This window comes from Flavobacterium sp. HBTb2-11-1 (assembly GCF_009826975.1).
In the GTDB taxonomy this organism is placed as follows: Bacteria; Bacteroidota; Bacteroidia; order Flavobacteriales; family Flavobacteriaceae; genus Flavobacterium.
Genome location: NZ_WUMO01000003.1, coordinates 555,072 through 574,266, shown reverse-complemented (window position 1 = coordinate 574,266; position 19,195 = coordinate 555,072). Strand labels below are relative to the sequence as shown.

At 34.7% G+C, this 19,195-nt stretch carries 15 protein-coding genes; 12 read left to right on the top strand and 3 right to left on the bottom strand.

The features are described from left to right. The first annotated feature begins 30 nt into the window (after positions 1-30). The 6 genes from GR162_RS09345 to GR162_RS09320 all read left to right on the top strand — a co-directional run bounded on the left by GR162_RS09345 (position 31) and on the right by GR162_RS09320 (position 6,310). Positions 31-858 (top strand): S-adenosyl-l-methionine hydroxide adenosyltransferase family protein, encoded by an 828-nt coding sequence (locus GR162_RS09345; RefSeq protein ID WP_066034541.1) that lies wholly within the window; start codon positions 31-33, stop codon positions 856-858. 309 nt (positions 859-1,167) lie between these two features. After that, the gene (locus tag GR162_RS09340; RefSeq protein WP_160781923.1) at positions 1,168-1,464 is read left to right on the top strand and encodes a putative quinol monooxygenase; all 297 of its coding nucleotides are present in this window, start codon (positions 1,168-1,170) and stop codon (positions 1,462-1,464) included. Between the two features lie 148 nt (positions 1,465-1,612). Then, complete coding sequence (gene gldF / locus GR162_RS09335) at positions 1,613-2,338, top strand: gliding motility-associated ABC transporter permease subunit GldF (RefSeq protein WP_066034539.1); 726 nt, start codon at positions 1,613-1,615, stop codon at positions 2,336-2,338. Continuing rightward, the gene (gldG, locus tag GR162_RS09330) at positions 2,338-4,023 is read left to right on the top strand and encodes a gliding motility-associated ABC transporter substrate-binding protein GldG (RefSeq protein WP_160781922.1); all 1,686 of its coding nucleotides are present in this window, start codon (positions 2,338-2,340) and stop codon (positions 4,021-4,023) included. Before gldF ends, gldG begins: the two co-directional genes overlap by 1 nt. Before the next feature lie 107 nt (positions 4,024-4,130). After that, on the top strand, positions 4,131-5,249 hold the full coding sequence (dnaN, locus tag GR162_RS09325; RefSeq protein WP_008469033.1) for a DNA polymerase III subunit beta: 1,119 nt from the start codon (positions 4,131-4,133) through the stop codon (positions 5,247-5,249). A 431-nt stretch (positions 5,250-5,680) separates the two neighbouring features. Then, entirely contained in the window at positions 5,681-6,310 is a 630-nt protein-coding gene (locus GR162_RS09320) for a DsbA family oxidoreductase (protein ID WP_160781921.1), read from the top strand. Positions 6,311-6,396: 86 nt separating this feature from the next. Here the strand turns inward: GR162_RS09320 and GR162_RS22355 are convergent, their stop codons facing one another. Continuing rightward, the gene (locus GR162_RS22355; RefSeq protein ID WP_255459844.1) at positions 6,397-6,525 is read right to left on the bottom strand and encodes a hypothetical protein; all 129 of its coding nucleotides are present in this window, start codon (positions 6,523-6,525) and stop codon (positions 6,397-6,399) included. 228 nt (positions 6,526-6,753) lie between these two features. Between GR162_RS22355 and GR162_RS09315 the strand changes: the two genes are divergently transcribed. From GR162_RS09315 to pdeM, 6 genes are all read left to right on the top strand, one after another. Then, on the top strand, positions 6,754-7,071 hold the full coding sequence (locus tag GR162_RS09315) for a hypothetical protein (protein WP_160781920.1): 318 nt from the start codon (positions 6,754-6,756) through the stop codon (positions 7,069-7,071). A 17-nt stretch (positions 7,072-7,088) separates the two neighbouring features. After that, complete coding sequence (locus tag GR162_RS09310; RefSeq protein WP_008469038.1) at positions 7,089-7,475, top strand: YidH family protein; 387 nt, start codon at positions 7,089-7,091, stop codon at positions 7,473-7,475. Between the two features lie 46 nt (positions 7,476-7,521). Continuing rightward, positions 7,522-8,526: a ligase-associated DNA damage response exonuclease gene (locus tag GR162_RS09305; RefSeq protein ID WP_160781919.1), complete on the top strand. Its 1,005-nt coding sequence runs from the start codon at positions 7,522-7,524 to the stop codon at positions 8,524-8,526. A gap of 72 nt (positions 8,527-8,598) precedes the next feature. Next, a complete protein-coding gene (locus tag GR162_RS09300) occupies positions 8,599-10,200 on the top strand; it encodes an ATP-dependent DNA ligase (protein WP_160781918.1) in 1,602 nt (533 codons plus the stop codon). Beyond that, complete coding sequence (locus GR162_RS09295; RefSeq protein WP_160781917.1) at positions 10,200-12,659, top strand: ligase-associated DNA damage response DEXH box helicase; 2,460 nt, start codon at positions 10,200-10,202, stop codon at positions 12,657-12,659. The genes GR162_RS09300 and GR162_RS09295 overlap by 1 nt, the downstream gene beginning before the upstream one ends. 6 nt (positions 12,660-12,665) lie before the next feature. Next, positions 12,666-13,304 (top strand): ligase-associated DNA damage response endonuclease PdeM, encoded by a 639-nt coding sequence (pdeM, locus tag GR162_RS09290; protein WP_160781916.1) that lies wholly within the window; start codon positions 12,666-12,668, stop codon positions 13,302-13,304. Positions 13,305-13,651: 347 nt separating this feature from the next. On the opposite strand, the gene GR162_RS09285 is transcribed toward pdeM, so the two are convergent. Further along, positions 13,652-14,782: an efflux RND transporter periplasmic adaptor subunit gene (locus GR162_RS09285; protein ID WP_160781915.1), complete on the bottom strand. Its 1,131-nt coding sequence runs from the start codon at positions 14,780-14,782 to the stop codon at positions 13,652-13,654. A 1-nt stretch (position 14,783) separates the two neighbouring features. Then, complete coding sequence (locus GR162_RS09280; RefSeq protein ID WP_160781914.1) at positions 14,784-19,160, bottom strand: CusA/CzcA family heavy metal efflux RND transporter; 4,377 nt, start codon at positions 19,158-19,160, stop codon at positions 14,784-14,786. Positions 19,161-19,195 lie beyond the last annotated feature (35 nt).

Genomic DNA, 19,195 nt, shown 5'->3' with positions numbered 1-19,195 from the left:
TAAATACTATCAATAGTTATAAACAAAAATATGTCAATAATTACCCTTACTACAGACTACGGCTTGAAAGATCACTTTGTGGGGTCGCTGAAGGGTAAAATACTTTCTGAAAATCCAGAGGTTCAAATCATTGACATTTCTCATGACATTGATCCCTTTAATACGGCCGAAGCAAGTTATATTATTGGAGCATCTTATTTGAGTTTCCCAAAAGGAACTGTGCACTTAATTGGTGTCGATATCGAGCGTAATAAAGAAAACCAGCATATCGCTATGCAATGGAACGATCATTACTTTATTTGTGCCGATAACGGAATCTTAAGCATGCTTACCCAGAAAATTGTTCCGCAAAAGATTGTGGCAATTAATATTCACGATCGTTTCCCAATTGAAGCTACAGATTTGGATATCTTTATTCAGGTTGCTTCTCACTTATCTAGAGGCGGTTTATTGAATGTTATCGGAAAAGAAATTTCGTCTATTAAAGAAGCTACCGAATTGCAGGCTCTTGTTGCAGATGACGGAAATTCTATAAAAGGAAACATCATATATATTGATCATTTTGGAAACGTTGTAACCAATATTTCTAAAAAACAATTCTTAGAAGTTTCGCGCGGACGTCCTTACGAAATTGTGATGAAACCAAAGAGCATCAAAACAATTCTGCCAAATTATTCGGCTATTGCCACTTCTGACAAATATCCGATTAAAACCTATGAAGGAGAAAAACTAGCTATTTTTAATGAAGCTGGATTTCTAGAAATTGCTATTTTCAGAAGCAATCCTTCTAAAGTGGGTTCTGCAAATAGTTTGTTGGGATTGAATTATCGTGATGTGATTACGATTAAGTTTTCTTAGAAAAATTTTAGATTTTAGATTTTTTAGCTCGCAGATTTCGCTGATTGAGCAGATTTTTTATTGTTTTTGATCATGAATATAGCCCGTGGTTTCAACCACGGGAACACAACGCATATCACTCAACGTTTCCCGTGGTTGAAACCACGGGCTATGTTTAAAAATACTGTGAAAATAGAATTTAAAAATCGACATTTATAATATTTCATTTTTTGTTTAAAACAATAATCTATTTTGGTATTTTTGCGCACCTGTAAGATTTTAGACAATTCAAAAATCTAAAATCAACAGTCTAAAATCTAAAATAATAAGATGTTTGTTCGAATAGTAAAAATGAGTTTTCACGAAGAAAAAATTCCTGATTTTCTGGAGAATTTTGAATCGGTGAAAGAAAAAATACGAAATGCAGAAGGAAATCGTTTTTTAGAATTGTATCAGGATAAAAATGACAAATGCATCTTTTTCACCTACAGTTATTGGGAAACTGAAGAAGATCTAGAAAATTACAGAAAATCTGAACTTTTTAATACGGTTTGGGATTTTACAAAAAAACTATTCAATGCAAAACCAGAAGCGTGGAGCGTTGATAAATTGATGAGCTTAAATTAAAATGATATTTAACCGCAAAGAACGCAAGTTTTCTTCTAAAAAGCTTTATATAAAACGCTAAGTTCGCAAAGCTTTAAGTAAAAAACTTTGCGAACATTGCGTAAAACTTTGCGTTCTTTGCGGTTAAAAAAAACTTGAAACAAAATATATGAAGTCTATAATATTACGAGAAATAAAATCCTTTTTTGGCTCTCCAATCGGCTATTTGGTCATAGCTGTTTTTTTAATCAGCAACGGACTATTTTTATGGGTGTTCGAAGGAGATTATAACATTCTAAATACAGGTTACGCCGATTTAACTCCGTTTTTCACATTGGCGCCATGGATTCTGATTTTCTTAATTCCAGCTGTAACGATGAGAAGTTTCTCTGATGAAAAAAAACAAGGAACTTTAGAATTGCTTCTAACAAAACCTTTATCAATCTGGGAAATCGTAAATGGTAAATTCTTTGGCTCATTTTTGCTGATTATTCTAGCGATTATTCCAACGTTAATTTACGTAAAAGTAATTTCAGATTTAGGTTCGCCAGAAGGCAATATTGACATGGGCAGCACAATTGGTTCTTATTTCGGATTATTATTTTTAATTGCTTCATATTCAGCAATTGGAATCTTCACTTCTACCCTTTCAGAAAATCAGATTGTGGCTTTTATTGTGGCCGTTTTTCTGTGTTTTTTCTTTTATTTTGGTTTTGAAGGTTTGAGTTCGCTAATTCCAGGTTCAAACAATTTTATTTCAATCTTAGGGATGCAAAATCATTTTAAAAGTATGAGTCGTGGTGTAATTGATACTCGCGACATTATTTACTTTTTAAGCATTGCCATTGCTTTTTTGTCTTTTACTGTTTACCAATTAAAATCTTATAAAGCCTAATGAAACCATCTATAAAGCAAAATTTAAAAACATTAGGTATTACTATTTTCATTTTAGTAGTTTTAAATGTACTTGGAACTCTATTTTCCCATCGTTTTGATTTAACGAAAGACAAACGTTATACGTTATCTCCAACTTCGTTGGGCATTATAAAACAAGTTCAAAACCCACTTTCTATAAAGATTTATATGGCTGGAGATCTCCCAGCCGATTTTAGACGTTTACAGCAGGAAACCAAACAATTACTGGAAGAATTTCAAGCTTACAACAGTAATATTGTTTTCGAATTTGTTGATCCGCTAGAAAATGAAGATGAAAGCGAAGAACTTACAAAATCACTTTTCCAAAAAGGATTAACTCCTGTAAACATTACAGTTGACGATAAAGGAAAACAATCTCAAGCTATGGTTTTCCCATGGGCTGTTGCAGTTTACAATAACAAAGAAGTTAATATTCCATTATTAAAAAACATAATGGGAGCTTCTACTACGCAAAAAGTAATTGGATCTATTCAGCATTTAGAATATTCAATTGCTGATGCCGTAAATAAAGTGACTAAAAATAAACAGAAAAAAGTTGCCATCATAAAAGGAAATGGCGAATTAAACGAAATTCATATCGCCAAAATGCTGATGCAGATTCGTGAAAGTTATTTTATCGGACCTTTTACTTTAGATTCTGTTGCAAAAGATCCAAACGGAACTTTAAATGCGTTGAAAAAATATGATTTAGCCATTATTTCTAAACCAACAGAAAAATTCTCCGATGAAGAAAAAGAAGTTCTGGATCAGTTTATTATGAATGGCGGAAAAACCATTTGGCTGATTGATCAAGTTGCGGCCGATATGGATAGTTTATACAACGATGCAGGAGCAACTTTAGCTTACCCAAGAGATTTGAATCTAAACGACATGTTCTTCAAATATGGATTCAGAATTAATCCCGATTTGATAAAAGATGAATATGGAAGTCCAATAAAATTGGCAACCGGCGAACAAGGAAGCGCAACGCAATATCAAGATTTTATTTGGAAATTTGCTCCTCAGGTTTATCCAAAGAGCCAGCATCCTATTGTTAAAAATCTTGGCGGAATTAAGTTTGATTTTGCCAACCCAATTGATACGTTGAAAAACGGAATCAAAAAAACAGTTTTATTGCAGTCTTCTCAATATTCCAAAACTATCGGAACACCAGCAGAAATCAATCTGAATATGGTTACTGAAAAATCAACTCCGCAAGATTATTTGAATAAAGGAAACCAAAATCTTGCCGTTTTGTTAGAAGGCTCTTTCCATTCTGCTTTTGAAAACCGAGTTTTGCCCTTCAAAGACAATTCGTTTACAGCAAAAGGAAAACCGAACAAGATGATTGTTATTGCTGACGGAGACATTGCAAAAAACCAATTGGACAAAAACATGATGCCAGTCGAACTAGGTTACGACCAAAGAACTGGAAATTTATACGACAATAAAGACTTTATCATGAATTGCATCAATTATCTTCTTGATGATACAGGACTTATTAACATTAGAAGCAAAGATGTAGAACTACCATTATTAGACAAAGAAAAAGTTTACGAGAGCTATACTCAGACTCAATTCATAACTATCGGAGTACCAATTCTAATTTTAACCGTTTTTGGACTTGTATTTACTTTTGTAAGAAAAAGAAAATACAGCAAATAGATGTTAATAAAAAAATGTAATACTTTGGATAGTTTAAGATATATTTGTAATCCGTATATTTAGCCCTTTATTTGCTAAAGCATCCATCAAAAAATAAAATAAAACAGATGAAATTTATAGTATCGAGTTCGTACTTATTAAAACAATTACAAGTTTTAGGTAGTGTAATCAATAGTAATAATACGTTGCCTATTTTAGACAACTTCTTATTTGAACTAAACAATAATGAGTTGACCGTTTCGGCTTCAGATCTTGAAACGACAATGTCGGCTACATTATCGATCGATTCTACAAGTAAAGGAAGTGTGGCGGTTCCAGCTAAGCTTTTACTTGAAATTTTAAAAACTTTCCCAGAGCAGCCGTTAACTTTTACTGTTGAAGACAACAATACAGTAGAAATTAGCTCAAATTCAGGTAAATATGCACTGGCTTACGCAGCTGGAGAAGAATTTCCTAAAGCAGTAAGTCTTGAAGATCCATCTGTAACGCTTGTTCCTGCAGAAGTTTTGGCAACTGCGGTAAGCAAAACTATTTTTGCTGCTGGAAACGATGATTTACGTCCGGTAATGTCTGGAGTTTTCTTCCAGTTCTCGCCAGAGGGATTAATTTTCGTAGCTACAGATGCTCATAAATTGGTAAAATATGCACGTACAGATGTAAAAGCATCTCAAGTTGCAGATTTTATTATGCCTAAAAAACCTTTAAATATTTTGAAAAGTATTTTAGGAACTTCTGATGCTGAAGTGAAAATTGAATACAACGATTCAAATGCGACTTTCTCATTTGACAACTATATCTTAATGTGTCGTTTAATTGATGGAAAATACCCGAACTACGAAGCGGTAATTCCTAAAGAAAATCCGAACAAATTAATGATTGACCGTTCTTTATTCTTAAGTTCAGTTAAACGTGTTGCGATTTTCTCTAACAAAACTACACACCAAATTCGTTTAAAAATTGCAGGAGCAGAATTAAACGTATCTGCAGAAGACATCGATTACTCAAACAAAGCAGAAGAAAGATTGACTTGTGATTATCAAGGAGATGATTTACAAATTGGCTTCAACTCTCGTTTCTTAACAGAGATGCTGACTAATCTTCAATCTGATATGATTATGCTTGAAATGTCATTACCAAACAGAGCTGGTATTTTAACTCCAGTTGATGGTTTAGAAGAAGGAGAAACAGTTACTATGCTTGTAATGCCTGTAATGTTAAATAGTTAACATTAAAGTTTCTTTCTGTTACAGGGATATTTTTTAATTCTAAATAAAAGATATATCATTGTAAAAAAAAAGATATCGCTATTAACCAACCATTTTTTATACCTAGAAACCGCAATTCCCATAAAGAGTTGCGGTTTTTTATTTGAGGTTGTTTTTTTGTTTCAAGTTTCAAGTTGATATACTTTGTGTTGATTTTAACGCAAAGACCGCAAGGTATTATAATATGCTGAATCTACAGTAAACGCAAAGTTCGCAAAGCTTTATGTAAAACTTTGCGACTCCGCGACTTTGCGAGATTATCTCATCTTGCTTAAAAAAAAACTTTGCGAACTTTGCGTAAACCTTTGCGTGCTTTGCGGTAAGAAAAACACAAAGCATATCAAACTTGAAACTTGAAACATGAAACAAACAATTTTCCCTATCTTTGCAATATGAAAATAGAAATTTGGTCGGACATCATGTGTCCGTTTTGTTATATCGGAAAAAGACAATTGGAAACGGCGCTTGCTATATTTCCTAATAACGAATTTGAAATTGAATGGAAAAGCTTTCAGCTAGATCCAACAATCACATCCCAGCCTGATATGGATGTTTATACGTTCTTAGCAGAAAGAAAAGGCATGTCGATTGAACAATCTAAAGAAATGCACAAAGGAGTTGCAGAACGCGCTAAAAGTGTTGGTTTAGATTATAATTTTGATAAAGCTGTTATTTCAAATTCTTTAAATGCCCACAGAATTATTCAATTGGCTAAAACTAAAAATATAGGCGACAGAATGGAAGAGATTTTCTTTAAAGCCTATTTTACTGATGGACGAGATTTAAACGACGGTCCAACTTTAATAGAACTTGGAATTCAAGCTGGTTTGGAAGAAAAAGAAATTAGGGAGATTCTTGAAAGTGATTCTTTATTTCTAAAAGAAGTTGAGTCAGATATTAAAGAAGCAGCTGAAATCGGCGTACAAGGAGTTCCATTCTTTGTATTCGATAGAAAATATGCTGTTTCCGGAGCACAACCTGTAGAAACATTTGTAAAAACGATTCAGGAAGTTTTGAAATAAACTATAAACATTATATAACCTAAAAGCGTGCTGTTTATATTTAAACAGCACGCTTTTATTATTTAGTTTTTTCCGTAAACTAAAAATTAATGCCCACCTCTACCTTTAGAATCGTTAGACTTTGTAGTGCTTTTTCCTCTAGAACCAGAAGTTGATTTTTGAGTTTTTCCAGAATCTTTCATTCCAGATTTCGAATCTTTTCTTGAAGTTTCCATGATAAATAATTTTTTAAATAATTAATATACACAAATTTGCAAAATGTGTAAGTCGTTATTTTACAGAATTATATTTGATTTTTACAAAATGAGAAGCACAGAAAAAATCCTCTTTAAAATAAATCATATAAAAATAAAATCGAATCATATAAATTTTTCAAGCTTCTAATTTTCAAATTTGTATATATCATTTTATGATAGCCATTTACTAATTTAAAATTAGCAGCCATGAAAAAAGATAAAGACAGCAGAAAAACTGCAAGATTAAATGATTATAAATGCAGTAAACCAGATCATGTTGATACAGCGCATGAAAATGAAGCAATGGATGATGAATTTACTTCGGGAGAAAATCCTGATACGAATTACAGAAAATTTTGCAGTCATTTTGAAGGCTCCTATGAAATCATAGAAAGCGGACTTAATCTGGCTGAAGACAATACTCCTTATCCTACATACGATGATGCTAATCCTTATAACAGTTATAATTTAGACAACGAAGACGGTAAATATAACTGTCCTCCTTACAGAAATTTTGAACATTAAAAAATTCCCTAAAAACTATGTCGCCAAAAAATGATCAAGAAGTTATGAATGAATACCTGTCTAATGAGAGAACCTTATTAGCATGGATTCGTACAGGAATTGGGATTATGGTTTTCGGGTTTGTCGCGGTAAAATTTTCATTGTTTTTAAAACAGCTTCCAGCAAAATATATTGCCGAAACTGTTCCGCCAAATAGCAATTTCACTATTTATTTAGGCATTGGTTTGTTGATTGCCGGCGCAATGACTATTCTGCTCTCCTATTTGCGTTATGTTCGGACTATCAAATTATTAAAAAAAGGAAAGTATCAATATTCAACCGCAATGCTTACCTTTATAACAATGATGCTTTTTGTACTGAGCATATCACTTATAGCTTATCTAATTATTGCAGCAAGCACATAAAAAAAATTATCTAATTGCTAAATTTTCTAATTATCCAATTAAATAAATGAATCCGCCACTATTGCAATTTAACGACAAAGGAATCTACTGCCAGCAGGCCGACGTATATCTTGATCCGTGGCGACCAGTAAAAAATGCCATTATTACCCATGGACATTCTGATCATGCCAGATGGGGGCATCAAAACTATATTACCCATTACTCAAATATTCCAATTATTAAGCATCGATTGGGAGAAATAAACGTTTCAGGAAAGAATTGGAATGAAACTTTTACGATAAATGGAGTGAAATTTTCTTTTCATCCTGCAGGCCATATTATTGGTTCTGCCCAAATAAGGGTTGAATACAAAGGTGAAATTTGGGTTTTTACTGGTGATTACAAAACTGAAGATGACGGAATTTCTGTCCCGTACGAAGTAGTAAAATGCCATTCTTTTATTACTGAATGCACGTTCGGACTTCCTGCTTTTAAATGGAGTCCGCAAGCTGATGTCATGACAGAAATTAATAATTGGTGGGCCGAGAATCGTGCAGAAGGAAAAACTTCTGTTCTATTTGGATATTCTTTAGGAAAGGCACAGCGATTATTAAAAAATCTAGATACAAGCATTGGACCAATATACACACATGGCGCTATCGAAAATATGACCAATATTGTACGTCCGCAAATCGATTTGCCTCCTACGATTAGAGTCACTGCTGAAACCAAGAAAGAAAATTTACTCGGCAGCATTGTAATTGCTCCGCCAAGCGCACATGGAAGCACTTGGATTAGAAAAATGACTCCTTTTGTAACTGGAACAGCGAGCGGCTGGATGACTTTTCGCGGAGCCAGACGCAGACGTGCCGTGGATCGCGGTTTTGTCCTAAGCGACCATTGCGATTGGACAGGTCTATTGGAAAGCATAAAAGCCACAGGCGCAGAAAAAGTAATCTGCACTCACGGATATTCAGATATATTCTCAAAATATCTAAGAGAATTAGGCTATGATGCCAGAACGGCTCACACGCAATACGAAGGAGAAACGAATGATACCGATGAAAGTTAAATTCCAAAATAAACAAATTCCAAATTCCAAAAACCATCAACAAACAACTTTCAACCCTCAACTAAATTTAAAATGAAAAACTTTGCCGAGCTTATAAAAACCTTAGATACTTCTAATAAAACATCGGTAAAAGTTGATGCGTTGACTAATTATTTTTTAAAGGCAAGTGACGAAGACAAAGTCTGGACAATTGCTATTCTTTCGCATCGTCGTCCGCCACGGCCTGTCAATACTACTTTATTGCGTTTATGGGCAAATGAATTGGCAAATATTCCGCTTTGGCTATTTGAAGAAAGTTATCATATTGTGGGCGATTTGGCAGAAACTATTGCGTTGGTTATTCCGACTACAAAAGAACATTCCGATAAAAGCTTGACCGAATTTTTACAGGAAATCATCGCTTTAAAAAAGAAAACTGATTCAGAGAAAAAAGAATACTTACAAACCAATTGGCTGAATTTAAATTATTACGAAAGATTCGTTTTCACTAAATTAATTACAGGCAGTTTTAGAATTGGTTTAAGTCAGAAGTTGATGACACGAGCGCTTTCTAAAGCTGAAAACATTGACGAAGATACACTCGCTTACAAATTAATGGGCGATTGGAATCCGAATACAATTACATTTCAAGAATTGATTTTGGATGAAAAAAGCAGCGATTATTTATCGAAACCTTATCCCTTTTATTTGGCTTATCCAATTGAAGGAGAATTAGAAAATCTAGGAAATCCAGAAGATTGGAGCGCCGAACATAAATGGGACGGAATACGATCACAGACTATTATCCGCGACAACGAGATTTACGTTTGGAGCCGTGGAGAAGAATTGGTAACCGATAAATATCCAGAATTTCAATCTTTCATCGGAAACATTCCTGACGGAACTGTTATTGATGGTGAGATTCTTCCTTTTATAGACAATCAAATTGGAACATTTAATGATTTGCAAACCCGAATTGGGCGTAAAAATGTATCGGCTTCGGTTTTAAAAAATACGCCTGTTATCATTAAAGCTTATGATTTATTGGAATGGCAGGGAAATGATATTCGAAATCTGCCTTACGAAGAACGTCGTACATTGTTAGAAGAACTATTTACGACTTTAATCGGAAAAGAAATTCCGTTACAACTTTCAGAAAGAATTCATTTTTCTACTTGGGAAGATGTTACAGCAGAAAGATTAAAATCACGCGAAATGAGAAGCGAAGGATTGATGCTGAAACGGAAAGATTCTGCGTATTTGGTGGGCAGAAAAAAAGGCGATTGGTGGAAATGGAAAATCGAACCTTTAACCATAGACGCGGTCCTCACCTATGCCATGCGTGGACACGGAAGAAGATCCAATTTATTTACCGATTATACTTTTGCCCTTTGGCAGGAAAATGAAAATAAAGAACGCGAACTCGTCACTTTCGCGAAAGCGTATTCTGGTTTAACTGATGCCGAATTTAGAATGGTAGACGACTTCATTAAAAAAAATACTTTAGAACGATTTGGTCCAGTAAGAAGCGTTACGCCACAATTGGTTTTTGAAATTGGTTTTGAAGGAATAGCACTTTCTAAAAGGCATAAAAGCGGAGTTGCAACCCGTTTTCCACGAATTTTAAGATGGAGGCACGACAAAAAAATTGAAGACGCGAATTCTATTGAAGATTTAAAAAATATGATTTCATAATGAACAGAGAGCAGTTATTTACCATAGCCAATAATTGGTTTGAAAGTCAGGGATGGAAACCTTTTCCGTTTCAGACACAGACTTGGACTGCTTTTTTGCAGGGAAAAAATGGTTTGTTAAATGCTCCAACCGGAAGTGGAAAAACGTATGCGCTCTGGCTTCCTATCATTTTAAATTACATCAAAGAAAATCCGAATTATAAAACCAAACATAACTCAGGATTAAAAGCGATTTGGATCACACCTTTACGCTCTTTATCTGTCGAAATAAAACAAGCAGCAGAAAGAGTACTTACAGATTTAGATATTCCAATGACTGTCGGAATTCGTTCAGGAGATACTTCTTCTGCCGAACGTGCCAAACAAAAAAACAAAATGCCTGATTTGCTGATTACAACTCCCGAAAGTCTACAATTACTTTTAGCAACGAAAGGTTATGCTAATATTTTTAAAAACTGCAGTTCAATTGTAATTGACGAATGGCACGAATTATTAGGAACAAAAAGGGGCGTCCAAGTGGAATTGGCATTATCGAGGCTAAAAGCAATTTCTAAAAACATTCGCATTTGGGGAATCTCAGCCACAATTGGAAATTTACAGCAAGCTCAAGAGGTTTTACTTGGGGTTGATTCTGAGGCCTACCATAATTCTGTCTTAATCAAAGCCGTCATTAATAAAAAAATAAAAGTTGTTTCCATTATTCCTGAAAAAATGGATACTTATCCGTGGCGCGGACACATGGGATTACATCTGATTGATGAAGCGGCAAAAATTATAAAAGCCAGCAAAACGACACTTATTTTTACCAATGTTCGTTCAGCTTGCGAAATTTGGTATCAAAGATTATTAGAAAAATATCCCGAATTTGCAGGCGAAATGGCGATGCATCACGGAAGCATTGACCGAGAAACCAGACTTTGGGTAGAAAACGCCATTCGAAATGAAGAATTAAAAGTGGTGGTCTGCACTTCGAGTTTAGATTTGGGAGTTGACTTTGCGCCTGTCGAATCAATTATTCAGGTCGGCGGTCCAAAAGGTGTTGCCCGTTTTATGCAGCGTGCCGGACGAAGCGGACATCAGCCTGGAAAAGAAAGCGTTATTTATTTTCTTGCTACTCACGCTATTGAATTAATAGAAGCTTCTGCCTTGAAAAAAGCGGTTGAAAAAAGCGTGATCGAAGATCGTGTTCCGTATTTGAACAGTTGGGATGTTTTGGTTCAATATCTAAACACGCTCGCTGTTTCTGACGGGTTTTATCCAAACGAAATTTTCAAAGAAATTCAAGGGACTTTTAGCTATCAAACAATAAGCAACGAAAATTGGAACTGGATTTTAAATTTTATTACCCAAGGAAGCCAAAGCCTTCACGCGTATGACGAATTCAAAAAAGTTGAAATTGATGAAAACGGCTGTTACAAAATAAACAGCAGAATGATTGCCATGCATCACAGAATGCAGATCGGAACAATTGTAGGAGATGCCGTTATGAATGTAAAATACGTTAGCGGCGGTTATATTGGCACTATTGAAGAATGGTTTATTTCAAAACTAAAACCTGGAGATACTTTTATTTTTGCAGGAAAAAAACTGGAATTGTTCAAAATCAGAAACATGCAAGTTTTAGTTAAGAAAGCAAGTCCGAAAAAAGAATCCAAAATTGCCAGTTGGATGGGTGGGCGTTTGGCATTATCTTCACAGATGAGCGAATTGCTTCGAAAAGAATTGTATCGAGCCAACACCGATAATCTTTCGCCAGAACTAAAAGCTTTACAGCCTTTATTCAAAAGACAGCGAAAAGAGTCTATTGTGCCAAGTTCTGATGAATTCTTAATTGAAACTTTTAAAACCCGAGAAGGATTCCATGCTATTTTTTATCCGTTTGAAGGACGATTTGTACATGAAGCTTTAGCCAGTTTATTGGCATTTAGAATTAGTTTATTGCAGTCCATCACTTTTTCTTTGGCGTATAATGATTACGGATTTGAATTGCTTTCGGATCAGGAAATTGATATTGAAGCGGTTTTAGACAATAATTTATTTTCAACTGAATATGTACATCATGATTTGCAGAAAAGCTTAAATTCAACCGAAATGGCTAGAAGAAAATTTAGAGATATCGCAGTAATTTCGGGATTAGTTTTTACAGGTTTTCCTGGAAAAATGGTTAGGACCAAACATTTACAAAGCGGTTCGCAATTGCTCTTTGAAGTCTTCAGAGATTTTGAACCCGATAATTTATTATTGCATCAAGCCTATCGAGAAACCTTTGAACATCAATTAGAAGAAGGCCGTTTGATTTTAGCATTAGAACGAATTGCCAATCAGAAAATCATTTGGAAACAATGTTTAAAGCCAACGCCTTTTAGTTTTCCAATCATTACAGATCGATTAAGAGAAAAACTTTCGAGTGAAACTCTCGCAGAAAGAATTCAAAAAATGACCGCTTCCTATATGAAATAACAGCTTATGAAAGTTCAGATCAAAAACGAAAATTTTATACTTCATCCAAGCGGAGCTGTTTATTGGGAATCGAAAAAAATGATTATTATTTCTGATGTGCATTTAGGGAAAGTAACGCATTTTAGAAAACACGGAATCGCAGTTCCACAAAGTGCCGTTTCAGAAAATTTTAGAAAAATCACAGAAGTATTGGATTATTTTGAACCCGAAAAAATTATCTTTTTAGGAGACTTATTTCATAGTTCGAAAAACGCAGAATGGGATTTATTTGAAGAATGGATTTCCAATCATAACCAAGAAACATATTTAATAGCAGGAAATCACGATATAATTGACCAGAAGCATTATTATGAAATCGGAATTCTAGTTGTTGATTCTTTGGAATTGGATCATTTCCTTTTTACCCATCATCCGACAGAAAAACAAGATTTCTTTAACTTCTCTGGGCATATTCATCCTGGAATAATTTTACGCGGATTAGGACTTCAAAGTTTAAAGCTGAGATGTTTTTTTCAAAAAAACAATCAAATGATACTGCCGGCTTTTGGAGAATTTACAGGAAAATTTATTATGAAACCTGAATCAGACCATACTATTTTTGCTATTGCTGGAGATGAAATTATTTTGATAAATAAAAACAATTAAAAATTATACAATCTTTTTATTTACAAATATTAAAAAAAATCCGTTTAAAGTTTTTATTTAAAATATAATCTAAAACCCGACAGGTTTTAAAAAACCTATCGATTTTAGCAACAAAATTAAATTTGAATTGTCTCCAGCTTTAGCTGGAGGTTAAATGATTTGGAATACAGAAGGGCTTTAGCCAAATCGCAATTTTGGCTAAAGACTTTTTAAGAATTTAATTTAAAATCCCCCAGCTAAAGCTCGAGGCAATTCAAGAATGAAAAATATTTAAAATTAAAAAACCCAGCAAAACTAAATCTACTGGGTTTTCATGTTTAATCTAAATTGTAATCAGGAATTAAACATTATTGTTCATCATTATTCATGGCAGACATCAATAAAGTGTAAGCATTTTTTATAACCACTTTTGAAGAACTCGAAATGGCATTAGAAACAATCTGATTGTAACCTTCGTTTTTAACTCCAGACTTCACTTCTACCATTTGAAACTGGTTATTGCCAAGTTCTGTAAACACGTAAAATTTACCTTCCCAACGCACAACAGCATCTTCTGGAACTGTCAGCGCTTTTTGATTTTCAACTTCAACTTCCGCATTTATAAATAAACCTGGCAGAAGAGCCGGATTGTATGCATTTACTTTACAGATAATTTCAGCCGCACGATCTCCGTTCAAACTTTGATTGATAAACGCAATTTTAGCTCCGTATTTCTTAGTTTCAGAAGCATTTGCATAAACCGTAACGTTCTGCCCAATCGAAAGAGAAGTAACATCTTTTTCGAATGCGTTTAAAGTTAAAACAATGTCTTTTTTATCGATTAGTTCAAAAAGCATATCAGTCGGATTTACATATTTTCCGATATTGACATTTACTTTGGAAACCAAACCATTAATAGGTGAAACTACTTTTATGGTTTTGCTAATATTGTTGACATTTAATGTTTTAGCATTAATTCCTAATAAATTTAATTTCTGATCCAAAGAAGACATGGTAATGCGTTGTGTTCTCATTTCGGTAGTAATCTGCTCCAAAACCTTATCGCTGCTCGCTTTGTTTGCATTAAGTTCTTTCTGCCTTTTATATTCATTCTGAGCCAGTTCAAACTTTTCTTTTGCCATAAGATAATCCTGCTGCAATTCGATAAACTGCATATCTTCTAAAATCGCCAAAACCTGACCTTTCTGCACATTCATTCCCGCAATAAGATTTGTGCTTTTTACATAACCTCCCAGCGGAATACTAATACTGATAACACTTTTTGGAGGAACCGTTACAGTTCCTTGAAGCTGTAAAACCTCTTTGACATTTTTCATAGTCGGATTACCGCTTTCTAGTCCAGCGTTTTTTACTTGTTCAGGACTTAATTTGATAATATCAATGCTTTTATTTTCAGCACTTTTAGTTTCCTCATTTTTCTTATTTCCGCAAGAAATTAGAAATATAGCGCCTATAAACGCTGCAATATATTTTTTCATTTTAGATGTTACTGAGATTTTGAAGTGTCACTACTGCTTTATTATAAGCATTCAACGCGTCTAGATATTCACTTTTGATTGTTATGGCCTGATTTACTACTAAAACCCATTGCAAATAATCGATATCTCCATTCTGCAATTGGCTACTTGAAGCTTCGATAATGGTTTGAGCATTTTTCAATCCGTCCGTTTCATAATACGCCAAGCTTTCTTCGTATTTTTTCAGCTCGCGATCTGCATTTTCAATATTAGTTTTCACCTCTATTTTTAAAGCTTCAGACAACTCTGCATAACTTTCATATTCTGCCTTTGCGGCTCTTTTTCGTTCAGACTGACTGGTAAAAAAAATAGGGATTGAAAGTCCAGCATTTATGTAATTAAATCTTTGTGAACTATCATAATAAACTTCATCATCTAAAGCATTAGTTTGACTTCCAATAATACTTAAATTATTATAACCTAAAGTAATTTCAGGAAGCATTTTGGCACTTTCTGTCTTCCATCTCCATTTGGCAGATTCCGATTCAAATTGAGAACGCTGAACGGCAGGAAGATTTTCCGTCTTTAAATTTTCGATTGACGCTCGATTTAAAACTGCTTTTAGTTTTTGCTTTTTAGGAGTATGTTCAACCTTATCTTGAAGAATGGCATTGAATGAATTTAAAGCAATTTCTATATCTCTGTTTACCATTACCAATTGATTGCTGTAGAATTGTCTCGCAGATTGCGAAGCGCTTTTTTCTAAAACATTCGCTTCTCCCGCTTTAAATCTCAAATCCGATTTCTTTTCCATAATTCTATAAATCGAATCAGCGTAAACCAAAAGTTCTTTTTTGCTTTGAAGCCATAAATAATCATAATAAACATTTCTGACTCTGGTTTTAATTTCCTGAGAAGTCAGCTGAACTTCAGCCTTTGCTTTATTAAAATCAGCTTGTAATGCTTTTTTCTGATTGCTGTAAACAGTTGGAAAAGCAAAAGTCTGACTGATTCCAAATCTCGTGTCCTTTTGTGCGCTGTTAAACTGTCCGTAATCTGCATCGATTTGCGTCTGCGGAAGATTGTAACCCGTTTTCTGCAAATGGCTTTTAGACTTTTCATTTAATTTAGCCGATTTTATCGTTCTGTTATTCTCAATCGCAATTGATATCGATTCGTCAAGCGAAATTGGCAATTCTTGTGCATTTGCCATGTTACCAATAAAAAAGATGCTCAATAAAATGGTTAGATTATTCATATATTTTTTTCTTTTTTTAGAAAATCCTTTAGCGTGAAAAGTCATTAAATAAATCGCAGGAAGCACAAAAAGCGTTAAAAGAGTAGCTGTCACCAATCCGCCGATTACTACTGTCGCGAGCGGGCGTTGCACCTCTGCTCCTGCTCCGTTGCTTAGCGCCATAGGAAGAAACCCTAATGAAGCTACAGCTGCTGTCATTAAAACTGGACGCAATCTGTTTTTAGTTCCTAATAAAATAATGTCAAAAGGATTTGTGATTTCACCATGCTTCTGAATTCGGTTAAATTCAGATATCAATACGATTCCGTTCAGTACAGCAACTCCAAAAAGAGCAATAAACCCAACTCCAGCAGAAATACTAAAAGGCATATCTCGCAAGACTAAAGCAAACACACCACCAATTGCCGATAATGGAATGGCTGTAAAAATGATAATTCCTTCTTTAAATGACCTAAAAGCAAAATACAGCAAGGCAAAAATCATCAATAAAGCAGCTGGAACAGCAATTCCGAGTCTGGCTTTTGCCTGCTGAAGATTCTCAAAAGCGCCGCCATAAGTGACATAATAGCCCGGATCAAATTTGATTTGCTGATCTACCTTTAGCTGCAATTCTTCAACAATAGACTCCACGTCTCTTCCTCGAACGTTGAATCCGACAATAATTCTACGTTTTGCATTTTCTCTCTGAATCTGGTTTGGCCCTTCTACTTCATCAACATTAGCTACTTGATACAACGGAATTTGCATTCCTGATGGTGTCGCAATTAGTAGATTTTTGACGTCTTCGATGCCTTTTCTTTCATTATCTTCTACACGAACAACCATATCAAATCGTCTTTCGCCTTCATAAATGCTTCCTGCAACGGCTCCCGCAAAAGCAGCATTAATAGTGCTGTTTACATCAGCTACACGTAAACCATATTTGGCCATTTCAGCCCAATTGTAATCAATTACGATTTGGGGCATTCCGGTAACTTTTTCTACATAAAGATCCGCAGCGCCTTCAACGGTTTTGCTAATGTTTCCGAGTTTTTCAGCATATTCGGAAAGCTTCTGAAGATCTTCTCCATAAATTTTACAAACCAAATCTTGTTTGGCCCCCGTCATTAATTCGTTAAAACGCATTTGAACAGGAAATTGGAACCCTGTTGTAACTCCTGGCGCAATTCTTTTAACCGTTTTGGTCATTTTATCGGCTAATTCAGAAAACGAAGAAGCGCTTGTCCATTCCGATTTGTCTTTTAGAACAATAATCATATCCCCTCCTTCAATTGGCATGGGATCGGTTGGAATTTCAGCACTACCAATTCTGGAAACTATTTGCTCTACTTCTGGATATTCTTTCTTTAACTCCTTAGATATTTTTGTAATTGTTTCTGTTGTCAAAGAAAGATTTGTTCCCAATAATAATCGGGTTTCGACAGCAAAATCCCCTTCTTCCAATTGCGGAATAAACTCTCCTCCCATTCTTCCAAACAATAAAACTGCAATTCCAAAAAGAACAAATGCTCCTATAACAATTGCTTTTCTAATACGCAGTGCTTTAGTTAACCATCTTTCATAAGCATTTTCCAATCTTTCCATAATACGATCTGAAAGATTCTTTTTATGGCTTATTTTTTTACTTAAGAATAAAGCGCTCACCATTGGCACATAAGTCAATGACAAAATGAAAGCTCCTAAAATGGCAAAAGCAACAGTCTGCGCCATTGGTTTAAACATTTTGCCTTCTATTCCTTGTAAAGAAAGAATCGGCAGATAAACAATTAAAATAATAATCTGTCCAAAAACAGCTGCATTCATCATACGTGCGGCAGAACCTGTTACTTCTTTATCCATTTCTTCTTGCGAAATAGAATCTATTGCTTTGTATTTTTTTGAACTATGAAGATGGTGCAGAATGGCTTCCACAATAATAACGGCTCCGTCGACAATTAATCCGAAATCTAAGGCACCGAGGCTCATTAGGTTTCCGCTTACGCCAAAAGTATTCATCATAATGATAGCAAAAAGCATCGCCAGCGGAATAACTGAAGCCACGATAAAACCTGCTCTAAGATTTCCGAGAAATAAAACTAAAATTAAAACAACAATTAGTGCCCCTTCAATTAAGTTTTTTTCTACAGTTCCAATAGCATTGTCTACCATTTTTGTTCGGTCTAAAAATGGTTCAATTTTTAAACCCTCTGGAAGAATTTTTTCAATTTCGGCAATTTTGTCCTTTACGTTGACAATAACATTATTAGCATTTTCTCCTTTCAGCATCATAACAATTCCGCCGACAGATTCACCATATTCGTCTGTCGTCAATGCACCGTAACGAATTGCTGAAGAAATCTTAACATCAGCAACATCTTTAACTAAAATAGGAAGTCCGCCTTGTGTGCTTTTAACCACAATGTTTTCAATATCTTCAATACTTTTAGCTAAACCAGTACTTCTAATATAAGATACTGTTGGTCCTTTCTCAATATAAGCTCCTCCAGTGTTTTCGTTACTGCTATTTAGAGCTGTAAAAACTTCGCTAATAGTTAGATTTTGAGCTTTCAATCTGGCAGGATTTACAGCAATCTCATACTGTTTCAATTTTCCGCCAAAAGTAGAAACATCAGCAATTCCTGCTGTTCCTAAAAGCTGTCTCCTTATTGTCCAATCCTGAATGGTTCTTAAATCTTCCAAAGAATATTTTTCTTCAAAACCTGGTTTTGGCTTTAAAACATATTGGTAAATTTCTCCCAAACCAGTGGTTACTGGCGCCATTTCTGGCCTGTTGGTATTTCGATCTATTTCTACTTGCTGCAGTCTTTCAGTAATTTGCTGTCTAGCCCAATACACATCGGCATCATCTTCAAAAACAACACTTACTAATGAAAGTCCGAATCTCGAAATACTTCTGCTCTCTTTAAGATGCGGAATATTGCTAATAGCTTGTTCAATCGGGAAAGTGATTAATCTTTCTACATCTTCAGCTCCAAGAGATGGCGCTGTAGTAATAATCTGAACCTGATTATTTGTGATGTCTGGTACGGCATCAATCGGCAATTGGGTAACCTCGTACACGCCGTAGACAATCCACAGCAATGTAAAGATTCCAATTGCCAGTTTGTTCTTAACTGAGAACTGAATTACTTTATTAAGCATAGTGTATTAATTAAAAAATAATAAATGAACGGCTG

Coding starts and splice junctions, on each gene's coding strand:
- GR162_RS22355 (WP_255459844.1), bottom strand. CDS start 6,525: ATGGAAACTTCAAGAAAAGATTCGAAATCTGGAATGAAAGATTCTGGA.
- GR162_RS09315 (WP_160781920.1), top strand. CDS start 6,754: ATGAAAAAAGATAAAGACAGCAGAAAAACTGCAAGATTAAATGATTAT.
- GR162_RS09300 (WP_160781918.1), top strand. CDS start 8,599: ATGAAAAACTTTGCCGAGCTTATAAAAACCTTAGATACTTCTAATAAA.
- gldG (WP_160781922.1), top strand. CDS start 2,338: ATGAAACCATCTATAAAGCAAAATTTAAAAACATTAGGTATTACTATT.
- gldF (WP_066034539.1), top strand. CDS start 1,613: ATGAAGTCTATAATATTACGAGAAATAAAATCCTTTTTTGGCTCTCCA.
- GR162_RS09305 (WP_160781919.1), top strand. CDS start 7,522: ATGAATCCGCCACTATTGCAATTTAACGACAAAGGAATCTACTGCCAG.
- pdeM (WP_160781916.1), top strand. CDS start 12,666: ATGAAAGTTCAGATCAAAAACGAAAATTTTATACTTCATCCAAGCGGA.
- GR162_RS09310 (WP_008469038.1), top strand. CDS start 7,089: ATGTCGCCAAAAAATGATCAAGAAGTTATGAATGAATACCTGTCTAAT.
- GR162_RS09320 (WP_160781921.1), top strand. CDS start 5,681: ATGAAAATAGAAATTTGGTCGGACATCATGTGTCCGTTTTGTTATATC.
- GR162_RS09295 (WP_160781917.1), top strand. CDS start 10,200: ATGAACAGAGAGCAGTTATTTACCATAGCCAATAATTGGTTTGAAAGT.
- GR162_RS09280 (WP_160781914.1), bottom strand. CDS start 19,160: ATGCTTAATAAAGTAATTCAGTTCTCAGTTAAGAACAAACTGGCAATT.
- GR162_RS09340 (WP_160781923.1), top strand. CDS start 1,168: ATGTTTGTTCGAATAGTAAAAATGAGTTTTCACGAAGAAAAAATTCCT.
- GR162_RS09345 (WP_066034541.1), top strand. CDS start 31: ATGTCAATAATTACCCTTACTACAGACTACGGCTTGAAAGATCACTTT.
- dnaN (WP_008469033.1), top strand. CDS start 4,131: ATGAAATTTATAGTATCGAGTTCGTACTTATTAAAACAATTACAAGTT.
- GR162_RS09285 (WP_160781915.1), bottom strand. CDS start 14,782: ATGAAAAAATATATTGCAGCGTTTATAGGCGCTATATTTCTAATTTCT.